Genomic DNA, 13,518 nt, shown 5'->3' with positions numbered 1-13,518 from the left:
CTATGAATAATATCCTTGTAACTGGGGGACTTGGATTTATTGGTTCTCACACTTGTGTAGAACTAATAAATTCTGGTTTTAAGCCAATCATAATAGACAACCTAAACAACTCAGAACCTTGGATTAAGGATCGAATTGAAAAAATTGTAGGACAGTCCATTGTATTCTACGAAGGCGATTGCAGAGACAAGGAATTGCTTGATAAAATTTTCAATGAACAAAAAATAAATGGCATTATTCATTTCGCTGCTTTCAAAGCGGTAGGAGAGTCTGTCAAAGAGCCTCTAAAGTATTACGAAAATAATGTAGGAGGCTTAACCGCCATTTTAGAAGTTTCGCAAAAACACAGTTGTTCTAATCTGGTATTCTCCTCTTCATGTACGGTATACGGAACTCCCGATCAACTTCCGGTAGATGAAGCAGCTCAAATAAAGAGTGCTGAATCACCTTACGGGACGACCAAAATCATTTGTGAGAAAATCATTCAAGATTTATCAAAAGCAGATGAGAACTACAAATCGATTCTTCTTCGATACTTCAACCCCATTGGTGCTCATAAAACATCATTGATTGGTGAATTGCCTTTAGGAGTTCCTAGCAATCTCGTTCCATTTATTACTCAAACGGCCGCAGGTATAAGGGAGAGTTTAACTGTATTTGGCAGTGATTACAACACCAAAGATGGCAGTTGTGTCAGAGATTTTATTCATGTAACGGATTTGGCTAAGGCACACATCAAGGCCTTAGAGTTTTTGATCAACAAGAACGAAGGTACTTGTGAAGCCGTAAATATTGGCACAGGCAATGGTAACACAGTATTAGAGTTAATCAGTGCATTCGAAAAATCTACAGGACAAAAACTCAATTATACCGTTGGAGATAGAAGAGGTGGTGATGTTGAAGCTGTCTATGCGGATGCTACGAAATCAAGAGACCTTCTAGGTTGGGAAGCACAGATTAGCTTGGAGCAATCCTTATTGGATGCGTGGAATTGGCAAAAAACACTTTAATTAGATGATGGCAAAGAAAATATTAATTACGGGTGGGGCTGGATTTATCGGATCGCATGCCGTAAAGTATTTTGTTCGTCAATATCCACACTATCAAATTTTTAATCTCGATAAGCTTACTTATGCGGGCAACCCAAACAACTTGACCGAGATTGATAAAGAACCAAACTATCATTTCATTCAAGGAGATATTTGTGATAGTGATCTATTGGATCAACTTTTCAATGAACACCAATTTGACAGTGTCATTCATTTTGCTGCGGAGTCTCATGTTGATCGCTCAATTGAAGACCCATTGGCTTTTGTCAACACCAATATTATTGGGACAGTAAACTTATTGAACAGTTGCAGAGCACTGTGGAAAAACAACAAAGTAGATAAGCTGTTTTATCATATTTCAACGGACGAAGTGTATGGTTCATTAGCAGATGGCGAGTTTTTTTACGAAACCACTGCATACGATCCACAATCTCCATATTCAGCTTCTAAGGCTAGCTCAGATCACTTTGTTAGAGCTTATAGCAATACCTATAATTTGCCGGTAGTAATATCAAATTGCTCTAATAACTACGGACCCAATCAGTTTCCTGAAAAACTAATTCCTCTTTGCATTCAAAACATTATAGATGAAAAACCTTTACCCGTATATGGTAAGGGTGTAAATATTAGAGACTGGCTTTTCGTTCATGATCATGTCACAGCGATAGATGCGGTCTTTCATAAAGGAGCAAAAGGAGAAACTTATAACATTGGTGGATTCAACGAATGGAAAAACATTGATCTGGTAAAACTACTTTGCCAAATTATGGATAGGAAGCTGAATAGAGCTCCTGGCACCTGCGAATCACTCATTACGTTCGTCACTGATCGCGCAGGTCATGATCACAGATACGCTATCGACTCCACGAAAATATCTAAAGAGCTTAGTTGGAAACCCTCCTTGCAGTTTGAGGAAGGACTTGAAAAAACTGTGGATTGGTATTTAGCCAACCAACAATGGTTGGCCGACATCAAGTCTGGCGCATACCTCAATAAGTAAATTTCTTCTTGGAATTGGGTTCAATTACTCCCTAATTTAGATTTTCTAATCAATTGATTTCCTATGGATATTTCTTCAGAAGTTGTACTTAAATCCCTTGCCATTCATAAAATCACAGAGGAAGATGGTCTGATCAATTCTTCTCAAGCATTGAATATCGTCGATCGTGATTTAAATCAACTATTGGTCAAATATTTTTTCAAATCCTTTAAAGCTGAAGAGCGCTTTAGATTCACACATGAAACATCGTTGGAATACAATGAAATATACAGCTATGTAAAGGCCATATTTGAATCGCCTAACCACCTGCATGAAAAATCAATTGAGATTGCCAAACATCTTTATACGCATTCAAGAAATCAGAATATAAAAGACGGAGACGTGATGGTCACCTATTTCGAAGATTGCGTACTAGGAGATGAAGTAACGGATGCGATTGGGATCTTCAAAGTCGAAAACAAGGACACTTATATCAAAATCATGGGCCACGGTGGAGTTTTCGACATCAGTAGTGAAGAAGGCATCAGCATCAACAAATTAGACAAAGGCCTCATTATTTTCAACACAGATGCTGAGAATGGCTACCAAACCATGATGGTAGACAAAACCAACAAATCAAGTAACGCGCAATATTGGCAAAAAGACTTTTTAGGTGTAGAGCCATTTAATGATGAATATTTTCATACTCAAAGTATCATCAACAACATGCAGGAATTCGCGCAGGAAGCTTTTGCAGGTCAGACCAAGACCGAAAAAATTGCCTTCGTCAATGAATCCATAGATTATATCAAGGCCAATGATCAATTTGATCAATCTGACTATCAGGAAAAAATACTCCAAGCACCAGAGCTCATTGAACACTTTGAAAATTTTCAAGAGAAGAAACAAGTGGAACAGCCAGAATTAAATCTTGAGCATTTCGATATTTCTAAACCAGCCATTAAAAACACCAAGCGTTTCATTCGCTCAGTGATCAAACTAGACAAAAACTTTCATGTCTATGTGCATGGCAATCGTCATAACATAGAACGCGGGTTTGATGAAAATAGAAAGCAGAATTTTTATACGCTTTACTTCGAAAGAGAAGAATAAGAAAGGGAGCTGCTCAGCCCCCCTTTCCTATACTAGCTACCCAATGCTTCTACAGCAGACTTGACATTATCATCCGGGTTTCTATCAATCAATTTATTGATCGGGTCTATTCCCGCTTTCACTGGTTCTTCGTCAAGCATTATTTTCAGAGATGCCTCACCAGCGGTTACTTTATGCTTTTTCAAATAAATCAAACGATCTTTTTCGCCATCTGTCGGCTTTCCATAGACTCCTATATCCACCCAGTCTTCCATTGCAATTTCAGAGGTATTGCCCAGGCTGTCAGCCCTTAGTTTTTTAGACTCAAAGATCAATTCCAATTCGTATTGCTTCTTTCCCATCTTTTTATAACTCACAGTCTTAGCTTTATTTTCAAACAAAGTGATGTTCTCAAACATATCATCAATAATATATTGAAGGCTATCTGGTGTCACTTCTCTAAAATAGTCTACCAGCATATCTGAAGTCACATAAGGGTCTTCCTGGTAAGCGTAGTCTGCAATGAATCGTTGGAGTGCAACATTCACACTATCCTCTGAGATATAGTCTTGAAAAGCATACATGATCACTGATCCCTTGCGATAGTGAATATATCCTTGTCCTTCTACAAGTTCCAAAGGACGTTCTTGTAGCGTCTCAGATTTTCGTCCACGCAAGTATCTGTCCAATTCATGCTTCAAGAATTTCTGCATCATTTCTGGGGGATACTCTTGTTTCATCACCATCAGGGCAGAGTATTGCGACATGGTTTCAGAAAGCATCGCATTGCCCTGCACATTGGCTTCCGTGACTTGATGTGCCCACCACTGATGCGCCAGCTCATGAGCCGTTACATAGTAAGCCATATCCACATCATCTTCTTCAATTTTCAAATTGAAACCAATGCCTTCAGAAAAAGGAACTGTATTGGCAAAAGATTGAGCAAACGAAGAGTATCTAGGAAACTCCATGATACGCATTTGGTCATATTGATAAGGACTGTAATGAGTGGTGAAATAATCGAAGGACTTTTTCATCGATTTCATCATACGGTCCAAATTGTACTCGTGGCCCTTGTGATAGTAAATTTCCAAATCAACGGAATCACCTGCAGCACTTACCCACACATCTCTCATGATTTCATATCGAGCAGATATCATAGAAAAGAAAGGAAGTATTGGCTTGTCCATTTTATAGTGATAGTAGCTTCTCCCATCCTTTTCCCATTGCTTTTGCAAATAGCCGGGTGCGATAGCCACCTGATCTGGAGAAGTACTCATTACAATTTCAAAATTGACCCTGTCAGCATCATCTGTCAACAGCGACATTGACAATCCTCTTGGGTCGTCTCTTTTGAGCATTTTTTCCTTTTCAGGTAAATCTTGCTCCTTTCTTTTGTCAATAGCCGTGAGCTCAAAATTTTCATTATATCCAAATGAAGGAAACATGAAATTATTGAAAAAAGTACCATTATAGACTACACTCGTATTGGAACCACTTTCCACGAAACCAACAGTTTTAAATTCCACAGTCCAATCCATTTTAATCGAATCTCCAGGATTCATGGGTTTGTTTAATGAATAAATGGTGTATTTAAACTTGTTAAATTCCTCTTTGATTTCAGCTCCTCCTTCAAATTCCAAATTTGAAATTTTCAAACTTTGATCGGAGCCAGCTTGAATATGCACATCCGAGATCACTTCATTTGATTTATTAGAAATGATATAGTAACCCTGTGCAGTAAAATCTCTAGTTTCAGGATATATATCCACACTCAAATTGATATCTACAATTTTTGGCTGGGCAAGCGTTACATATTTTTTCAACTGTTTTTCATAATCCGCCTGTAGCTCATCTTGTTCATCGCTATTCTGGTATTCATTGAGAATGTTGGTATTGTAATAAATATAACATCCCGAAAGGCCAAAAATCATCAATGAACTAAGAATGAAAGTCACCACCGGCTTTGTCAATCTCAGCTTGCCTATTTTAAACCGGGTCTTCAAAATAGATTCCGAACCTCTTACCGCAAAGAATATGGCCATGGCCATTAAAAAACATGAGAATCCAAACCAGTACAAGTCCATCCAAGAAAATGACGTAACATAATGACCGTAGCCATTCATATCCGAATATGTCCCAAGGTTAGCTGACCCAAATTGAAAAAGGCTATGCTCCAATCCTAATGAAGATAAAATCCCAGTGGTAATGAAAAATAATATGATAACCGCATGTCCCAAAAACTTGTTGTTTACCATGACATGTATAAAAAAAGACAACATGGTAAACAGTGCCAGAAAAGTAAAGGTGCTTGAGAATAGGTCGGTAAAATATAGCCCAATCTCATAATCATAATATCCTTTAGCCGTTTGAACAATAATTCCGGATACAATCAGGGATAATATAAGCACAACATATACCAAAAGCATCCCGAAAAATTTGCTGAGTAGATTGATCGCGTCAGTTACCGGCATAGAATCATAGATCAAATCCATCTTGACTGCCCGCTCCTTCCAAATCAATTCGCCAGAGAAAAACACCACGATGATCACAAAAAAGATGCTAAATGATCCGCTAATCAGCTCTAGGACCGCATAAGTACTGGCATAGGTATTTGCACCATACATTCTATTCATGTTGGTAGAACTGATAAATATCAATGCCAAACCACTCAGTACAATCCCTAAAAATGTCACTTCTTTTGTGACTACTTTGAAATAGAATATGGATTGTTTGACCAATTGTTTGAAGATCGATCCCTTACCAAATGACCGGGAGATCTTAGGTATTTCTACTTCTATAGGTTCTAATTTTGTTTGCTCGGTGGCCTTTTTCTTTCGACCAAACCACGGGGTACGCACCACATCAAAGCTGAAGCTATAATACGTCACAACTAGACCTATGATTCCCAAGGAAATCCAGAGCACACGATTCCATAGAAAAGCTCCTTCCAGTGGCAAAAGTAAGGTATTTTGTTCGGCCACTGTCCAGTATTGAGTCATATATTGAATAGTACTCGAAGCCATAGGATCTACAATGGCTGCTGTGAGTTTATTATCTAAGTCTCCAGTGAAATTTCTTGCGATTCTATACAGCACAAAAAAGCCAATACCTTGTGTGTATACCGCCAGCATATTTCTACTCAAAGAACCACTGGCAAAAAACAACACACCTGTGAAAAACAAATTGGGGATAATCACCACAAAAAACGGCTGCCAATAGTACCAGGCATTGAAAGGCAGTAGCTTGTCTGCCTCACGTCCAGGCCACCAAGAGCCTATACCTGGCCAAAACTCTCCTAACATAAAACCCAAACTCAATCCGCTGGCAATGAAAACCATCACAACGAATGATCCGGCAAACCTTCCGAATAAATAGTCTCGTTTTTTAATCGGGTTGCTGAACATCAAAGACTCTGTTTTGTGCTCAAAGTCTCTGAGTACTGCTACTCCCATCACTGCTGACGCCATAAACATGATGATCAAGAACATATTCATAGTCATGGCAGCCAGGACGGCAGGAGCATTTTCCTTGACCATGGCATTGGCTCCACCGGCTCTAACTATATCCGTAGTCATGGCCAGGAATGCCATTAAGAAAAGAATTCCAAAATAAATATAAGTAGCTGGTCGCTTCGACCTGTACTTCAGTTCGAATTTGAATATTTCAAAAAACATAGTTTTAAAATTTAAATTCGAAAATCAAACAGCTACTGGCTCATTGAGTGCCTTCTGCTCGGCACCAAAAATCTGAGCAAAGTATACATCTTCTAAATCCGCATCGACAGACTCAAAAGAACCATCGGGTAGGCTGTCTGCATACACATGAATAATTGGCTTACCCGAAATTAATTTTTCAGAGACGACCTGATAATTCTCCTTGTAATCTTCCAGTTCTGATTTTTCAATCACCTTTTTCCAGATTTTTCCTTTAATCGTATCAATCGATTGCATCGGATTACCTTTGAGAAGCACTTGCCCTTTATTGATAATGGCCATATCAGTGCAGAGCTCTTTGACATCTTCTACAATGTGAGTTGAGAGGATAACCACCGTGTTTTCACCCAATTCGCTTAGCAGATTATGAAATCTGTTTCTTTCCGCAGGATCCAAACCTGCTGTTGGCTCATCCACAATGATCAATTTAGGATCGCAAAGCAATGCCTGTGCAATCCCGAAACGCTGCTTCATCCCTCCAGAATATCCTCCTAGGTTTTTCTTTCTGGATTCATACAAGTTGGTCTTATGCAGTAAGGAGGAAACCAGATTTTTCCTCTCAGACCTAATCGTAACGCCTTTTAGAACAGCCAAATGATCTAACAATACTTCTGCTGATATTTTTGGATACACGCCAAACTCCTGGGGTAAGTAGCCCAATAATTTTCTGACATCGTCTTTTTGTTTCAGGACGTCAATATCACCGAAAGTGACTGTACCGGAATCTGGTTCCTGAAGTGTAGCCAGAGTCCTCATCAGACTGGATTTTCCAGCTCCATTTGGTCCAAGTAAACCAAACATACCAGTATTAATCTCAAGATTGATATCCTTGAGTGCCTGTACGCCATTGGCATACGTTTTAGAAAGATTCTTAATTTCAAGTTTCATAAGGCTGTAATGAGTTTTTGTTTAATGTTGGTGAAATGTTGTTTTAAAAATAACAACTATGCACAAGGCACTAAAATCCAACCGAACAATTCATTTGTGTCCGTTGCCTTACTATTCTTACAATCTGAAGAAGATTATTGCTTAAGAGAAGATTTCCTCAAGCTTTTCATTGGTGAGTGGCTTGCTTACAAAACCAACAATATCAGCGTTGTTTCCTGCTCTGTCTATATCTGACTGAATTACCGAAGACGTAACCATATACAAGCTGATTTTACTCTTAATCTCTTTAGAAATATGTGCGTAATCTTCAAGGAATCCCCAACCATCTTTGACAGGCATGTTGACATCCAACATCACTAAGTCCGGTGCATTCCCGTTGGCCCCTTCAGCCTCTAATTTCTTGAAGAAATCGATAGCTTCCTGACCATTATAAAAGTTCAGGATATCGCATTCGATATTCTTCATCTCGATTTGCTTTTTGATGATCAGTTGAAAAACTTCATCATCATCGATTACGGCAATTTTCTTTTTTTCGCTCATTTACTGCTATTCCTAAAATCAAGCGCTATATTTCAGCTGGTTGTAAGTGCTTTAATTTCACTCTGTTCCAAAATTAATAATAAAATTCGATCCTTCACCTATTTTACTCTCAACTCTGATCGCTCCTCCCATAGACTCTATTTGTGCTTTCGTGATGAATAAGCCTACACCTCGAGCTTCTGGATGATTATGGAATGTTTTTCTAAGTCCGAATATTTTGTCACCATACTTATCCATTTCAATTCCAAGCCCATTATCCTGCACCTCCATGTACTTGATCCCATTTTCAATGAATGTTCTAACACGAATTAAAGGTGAGCGTTTGGAGTCTGCGTACTTCAACCCATTAGTTATCAAATTAATCAATATACTTTCAATATAGACTTTCGGGTATATAATTGAGTCAAATGCTGTAAAGTTTCCCTCCACTTTACCTCCTACCTCGATCAATTCACTTTTTATACTTGCAAGGATTTTATCAAGCACTCGTGATAATTTGACCTTCCTTTTTCTTTTATCCAGTTCCCAAGAAGTTTTGACAACTTCATTAAGCTCGACTATTGTTTCATCCAAATTGGCTACACCCTTTTTCAAATTTTCCCAGACAAAATGATCGGTAGCTTCATCCTGTTCACTTTCTTTGATTTGAATTAGGGACATCATATTAGTGATAGGTGCTCGCAAATTATGCGATGCTATATGAGCGAACTCCTCCAATTGATTATTTTGGCGTGTAAGATGTCCATTAAGTCTCTGTAAATTTTTTTCGTTTTCTAATACTTTTTCCTGAGCCAATTTTCTTTCTGTGATATCATAAATTGCAATTTGTACAGCAGGCTCACCTTCAAATGAAATTAAAGTTCCCATAGCCTCCACCCAAATGACACTTCCGTCCATACAAATAAACTTTTGTTCATTCTTGTGAGCAGTTTTCTTTGTATAAATGTTATGAATCCGTTGACTAGCCACATCCTGAGAATCCGGGTGAATGAAATCCATCGGACTTTTTCCTAAAATCTCCTTGGCAAATTTTGCTTTGGTCAGTCTCACTACTTCGGCATTGATTTTCTTGATTATTCCTTTGGAGTGAATAATTATTCCTACTGGAGAATGATCAAAAAGCGATTGCAATCTTTGAGCATCTTCTGACACTTTGGATTCACTTCGAATAATGGCTCGTTTACGACTATTTACCTCAGTGACGTCTTGCAAACTCGTCAGCGACTTTAGAAACTCTCCTGCCTTATTTTTGACAACTACGGATGAAAATAACACATCCATAATTTCTCCATTCTTTTTCACAAACTGAAACGGTATGTCTTTGCAATACCCCGTTTGAACATATTCAGGAAAGACTTTAGACAAACCGTAAGATTTAGATTCAGGTGTGAGAAAATCAAATGCCATTTTTCCAACAACCTCCTCACGAGTAAAACCCGTAGCTTCCAAAAAATATTCGCCAACTTCAGTAATTTTTCCTTCTGAATCCACCGAATTAAATAAGGCCGGAGTATTATAGTACATCGCCTTAAATTTTTCCTCACTATCTTCTAACAGCTTTGTTCTGTGTAGTCGGTCAAGTTCTGTTGCCGCTCGGGTTGAAAAGATCTTCAGAATTTTATCATAGTGCTGAAAAGTGTGGTAATACTTGTTAAACATTACACACATCACCCCTGCAGCCTTTTTATTATTATCAGGATAAAACAATGGAATGCCTATTAAACCCTGGATGTCTCTTTTTTGAAGAAGTTCGAAATTAGGAAAAACCAATTGACAATCAGCCGGAATACTTATTATCTCTTCGTGGTGAAGGTTTTCAAACGGAGTTCCCTCAATCTTACATGATTCTTGCTCCAACATTTTATTATAAGTAGAAAACGAAACCGTTTTCAGTTCCTTTTTATCGAAAAGGGCGATAAAAGAAAAGTCACCGTTGAATGCCTTGCAAAGCTGCTGAGTAAGGTGATCCAAAAAAGCATGCCCCGTAGAAGCCGCTGTTCCTTGATATATGTTCTGGATAAGATTATAATATTGAATAAGCTCTGCCTCCTGCTTTTTTCTGTGAGTAATTTCTCTTACAATGGCAATTACCTCCGAATCTGAAGCTGGCTCTATATCTACTTCGAAATACTTTTCTGCCCCTTCAGTATCAGGCACTGAAAAAAAAGTAGTTTCTGATTTTTGATTATCTAAACAGAATCGAACGACATCTACCCCATTGGGCAAATAGTCAAATTGATTAATGTTTCTACCAACCAGTCTCTCAGAAATAGGTAATGCATTAAATTCCTTATGAACATGACATTCCAATATCTGACCAGAATGATCTATTCTGAATATAGGATTCTTTACTATACTTAATAAGCTTTGTTGGATATCTATCTCACTCATTGACTAATGTTCATGGACCAATCCATAGGCCTGTGTTAGGTTTCACAATTAAGAACAGCGCTTGTTATTGATTTTGGAAGTAAGACCTTTTCAAATAGTTCGAAAATATAAGGAATAAATCGCAATTCAGAGGGTCCAAAAGATAAGATTCATACGATATTTCCATTTTTCAATTCAAATTTTTCCAATCTTATAATTTTCTTCTTCACCCCATTGGATTTCTTTGTTTACATCTTGCCTTCTCGTATTTTTGCGCCTCATAGAAAATCATAAATCATGCAGAGAGATCAACAAGTATTTGACTTAATCGAAAAAGAAAGACAACGTCAGGAAAACGGCCTTGAATTAATCGCTTCGGAAAACTTTGTTTCCACACAAGTGATGGAAGCTGCTGGAAGTGTATTGACAAACAAATACGCTGAAGGATTGCCAGCCAAAAGATATTATGGCGGATGCGAAGTAGTTGATCAAACTGAAAATATTGCCATTGATAGAGCCAAAGAATTGTTTGGCGCCACCTGGGCAAACGTTCAGCCACACTCAGGTGCACAGGCCAATGCAGCAGTGATGTTGGCTTGCTTGAAAGCTGGAGACAAAATATTAGGATTCGACCTTTCGCATGGAGGTCATCTGACACATGGGTCTCCGGTAAACTTTTCCGGAAAATTATATGAGCCACATTTCTATGGTGTGGACAAAGAAACTGGCCGAATTGATTACGATCAATTGGAAGAAGTGGCAAAAAAAGAAAAGCCTAAAATGATCGTTTGTGGTGCCTCTGCCTACAGTAGAGATTGGGATTATGCCAAATTTAGAGAAGTAGCTGATGAAGTCGGTGCCATATTGCTGGCCGATGTTTCTCACCCAGCTGGTTTAATAGCAAGAGGTCTACTCAACGATCCATTAGAATACTGTCATATCATTACTACCACAACGCACAAAACTTTGAGAGGTCCAAGAGGTGGTATGATCTTGATGAGAGAAGACTTCGAAAACCCATTTGGATTGAAAAACCCAAAAGGAGAGCTAAGAAAAATGACTGCATTGTTGGACTCTGGCGTTTTTCCAGGGACACAAGGTGGACCATTAGAGCATATTATTGCCGCGAAGGCTGTTGCTTTTGGAGAAGCACTTTCTGACGACTACATGGAATATATCGTTCAGGTTCAGAAAAATGGTCGCGCGCTAGCTGACGCTTTTATGAGCAAAGGTTATCATGTGATCTCAGGAGGAACAGACAACCACTGCGCACTAATAGATTTAAGATCTAAGGACTTGACTGGAAAGCTAGCTGAGAATGCACTAGTAAGAGCTGACATTACTGTCAACAAAAATATGGTGCCTTACGATGACAAATCTCCGTTTGTGACTTCAGGTATTAGAGTTGGGTCTGCTGCTGTGACTACCAGAGGCATGAAAGAAGCGGATATGACAAAAATCGTCGATTTGATCGATACAGTTTTGATGAATCCTGAAAGCGATGAAAACTTAGCCGCTGTAAGAGGACAAGTCAATAACTGGATGGCGGACTTTCCGTTATACAAGCATTTAGATACTCTAGTATAAGTACATGCAACAACTGCCCGCGGATCAGCAACACCTTGCAGATGAGTCAGAGATGTCCTTCTTGGATCATCTCGAAGAACTAAGATGGCACATTATTCGTGCCTTCATAGCTATCAGTGTATTCACTATAGCTGCCTTCGTCTCAAAAGAATTTGTGTTTGGGACACTGATACTGGGACCTTCAAGAGTTGATTTCTGGACTTATCAGCAACTATGCCATATCGGTAACCTGATCCAGGTAGAGGCACTCTGCATTGACAAGCTACCTTTCATCATCCAGAGTAGACAGATGACTGGTCAGTTTACGATGCACATTACTTCATCATTTGCAGTAGGTATCATTGCGGCTTTTCCTTATGCCTTTTGGGAAATATGGAGATTCATCAGTCCTGGCCTTTATATCAAGGAAAGAAAACTAGCCAGAGGAGCAGTTTTTTACGTGAGCTTGTTATTTACTATAGGCGTACTTTTTGGGTATTTAATCCTCACTCCTCTTTCGGTAAATTTTTTAGCTAATTACCAATTGGATCCTTCGATACTAAACGAATTTGACATTGTATCCTATGTCTCTACCGTTACTACTTTGGTACTGGCATGTGGACTTTTGTTTCAGCTACCCATGGTGGTATACTTCCTGACTAAGGCTGGTTTGTTAACTCCGGATATTATGAAGAGTTATAGAAAACACGGCATTGTTGCAATATTTTTGTTAGGAGCTATGCTCACACCACCAGACCCCTTTAGTCAGATACTGATTGCAATTCCTTTGATTGGCCTGTACCAGTTTAGTATCATGATATCAAACAAGACGTTCAAAAACATTTCAAGAGATTTAGATTAATTTTATAATCAAAACCCAAAACCATGAAAATTGCCATAGGAGGAGATCACGCCGGATTTGAATACAAGAAGGAAATTATTGATATGCTAGAAGCTGCAGGTCATAGCACGCAGAATTTTGGCACTGACACAGGTGATTCGGTAGACTATCCCGATCATGTCCATCCTTTGGCCACTTCCGTGGAAAGTTCTGAAAATGATCTGGGTATTTTGATCTGTGGCAGTGGTAACGGTGTAGCCATGACTGCCAACAAGCACCAAGGCATTCGTGCAGCCTTATGTTGGCAAAAAGATTTGGCAGAACTAGCCCGTCAACATAATAATGCCAACGTAATTGCCATTCCGGCCAGATTTGTATCATTAGACATAGCCAAAGAAATGGTTTCGGCATTTGTTTCGACTGACTTTGAGGGTGGTAGACATCAAAATAGAGTAGACAAAATTTCTTGTTAAAAAA

10 protein-coding genes are annotated in these 13,518 nt (G+C 38.7%); 6 read left to right on the top strand and 4 right to left on the bottom strand.

Features of this window, described 5'->3' with window-relative positions; all coding sequences use genetic code 11:
* The first annotated feature begins 2 nt into the window (after positions 1–2).
* The 3 genes from galE (at position 3) to ACOQO5_RS16150 (ending at position 3,141) form a co-directional block, all read left to right on the top strand.
* Positions 3–1,010 (top strand): UDP-glucose 4-epimerase GalE, encoded by a 1,008-nt coding sequence (gene galE / locus ACOQO5_RS16160; protein WP_420582727.1) that lies wholly within the window; start codon positions 3–5, stop codon positions 1,008–1,010.
* A 7-nt stretch (positions 1,011–1,017) separates the two neighbouring features.
* Complete coding sequence (gene rfbB, locus ACOQO5_RS16155) at positions 1,018–2,049, top strand: dTDP-glucose 4,6-dehydratase (RefSeq protein ID WP_420583432.1); 1,032 nt, start codon at positions 1,018–1,020, stop codon at positions 2,047–2,049.
* Positions 2,050–2,112: 63 nt separating this feature from the next.
* On the top strand, positions 2,113–3,141 hold the full coding sequence (locus ACOQO5_RS16150; protein WP_420582726.1) for a nucleoid-associated protein: 1,029 nt from the start codon (positions 2,113–2,115) through the stop codon (positions 3,139–3,141).
* A gap of 32 nt (positions 3,142–3,173) precedes the next feature.
* Here the strand turns inward: ACOQO5_RS16150 and ACOQO5_RS16145 are convergent, their stop codons facing one another.
* The 4 genes from ACOQO5_RS16145 to ACOQO5_RS16130 all read right to left on the bottom strand — a co-directional run bounded on the left by ACOQO5_RS16145 (position 3,174) and on the right by ACOQO5_RS16130 (position 10,655).
* Complete coding sequence (locus ACOQO5_RS16145) at positions 3,174–6,797, bottom strand: ABC transporter permease/M1 family aminopeptidase (RefSeq protein ID WP_420582725.1); 3,624 nt, start codon at positions 6,795–6,797, stop codon at positions 3,174–3,176.
* Between the two features lie 24 nt (positions 6,798–6,821).
* Positions 6,822–7,724, bottom strand: a complete 903-nt coding sequence (locus tag ACOQO5_RS16140; RefSeq protein WP_420582724.1) for an ABC transporter ATP-binding protein — start codon at positions 7,722–7,724, stop codon at positions 6,822–6,824.
* A gap of 141 nt (positions 7,725–7,865) precedes the next feature.
* The gene (locus ACOQO5_RS16135) at positions 7,866–8,264 is read right to left on the bottom strand and encodes a response regulator (RefSeq protein WP_420582723.1); all 399 of its coding nucleotides are present in this window, start codon (positions 8,262–8,264) and stop codon (positions 7,866–7,868) included.
* A 57-nt stretch (positions 8,265–8,321) separates the two neighbouring features.
* The gene (locus ACOQO5_RS16130; RefSeq protein WP_420582722.1) at positions 8,322–10,655 is read right to left on the bottom strand and encodes a PAS domain S-box protein; all 2,334 of its coding nucleotides are present in this window, start codon (positions 10,653–10,655) and stop codon (positions 8,322–8,324) included.
* A gap of 276 nt (positions 10,656–10,931) precedes the next feature.
* Between ACOQO5_RS16130 and glyA the strand changes: the two genes are divergently transcribed.
* From glyA to rpiB, 3 genes are read left to right on the top strand one after another with little or no spacing between them, the layout of a single operon-like run.
* Positions 10,932–12,221 carry a serine hydroxymethyltransferase gene (gene glyA, locus ACOQO5_RS16125; protein ID WP_420582721.1) on the top strand — a complete coding sequence of 430 codons (1,290 nt, stop codon included), beginning with the start codon at positions 10,932–10,934 and terminating at the stop codon, positions 12,219–12,221.
* Between the two features lie 13 nt (positions 12,222–12,234).
* On the top strand, positions 12,235–13,062 hold the full coding sequence (gene tatC / locus ACOQO5_RS16120; protein ID WP_420583431.1) for a twin-arginine translocase subunit TatC: 828 nt from the start codon (positions 12,235–12,237) through the stop codon (positions 13,060–13,062).
* A gap of 23 nt (positions 13,063–13,085) precedes the next feature.
* The gene (rpiB, locus tag ACOQO5_RS16115; RefSeq protein ID WP_420582720.1) at positions 13,086–13,514 is read left to right on the top strand and encodes a ribose 5-phosphate isomerase B; all 429 of its coding nucleotides are present in this window, start codon (positions 13,086–13,088) and stop codon (positions 13,512–13,514) included.
* Positions 13,515–13,518: the final 4 nt, after the last annotated feature.

The organism is Reichenbachiella sp. (assembly GCF_965223055.1).
In the GTDB taxonomy this organism is placed as follows: domain Bacteria; phylum Bacteroidota; class Bacteroidia; order Cytophagales; family Cyclobacteriaceae; genus Reichenbachiella.
Note: the sequence above shows the minus strand (reverse complement) of the source record. Positions and strands in the feature narration are given on the sequence as shown.

Coding starts and splice junctions, on each gene's coding strand:
- galE (WP_420582727.1), top strand. CDS start 3: ATGAATAATATCCTTGTAACTGGGGGACTTGGATTTATTGGTTCTCAC.
- rfbB (WP_420583432.1), top strand. CDS start 1,018: ATGGCAAAGAAAATATTAATTACGGGTGGGGCTGGATTTATCGGATCG.
- ACOQO5_RS16150 (WP_420582726.1), top strand. CDS start 2,113: ATGGATATTTCTTCAGAAGTTGTACTTAAATCCCTTGCCATTCATAAA.
- ACOQO5_RS16145 (WP_420582725.1), bottom strand. CDS start 6,797: ATGTTTTTTGAAATATTCAAATTCGAACTGAAGTACAGGTCGAAGCGA.
- ACOQO5_RS16140 (WP_420582724.1), bottom strand. CDS start 7,724: ATGAAACTTGAAATTAAGAATCTTTCTAAAACGTATGCCAATGGCGTA.
- ACOQO5_RS16135 (WP_420582723.1), bottom strand. CDS start 8,264: ATGAGCGAAAAAAAGAAAATTGCCGTAATCGATGATGATGAAGTTTTT.
- ACOQO5_RS16130 (WP_420582722.1), bottom strand. CDS start 10,655: ATGAGTGAGATAGATATCCAACAAAGCTTATTAAGTATAGTAAAGAAT.
- glyA (WP_420582721.1), top strand. CDS start 10,932: ATGCAGAGAGATCAACAAGTATTTGACTTAATCGAAAAAGAAAGACAA.
- rpiB (WP_420582720.1), top strand. CDS start 13,086: ATGAAAATTGCCATAGGAGGAGATCACGCCGGATTTGAATACAAGAAG.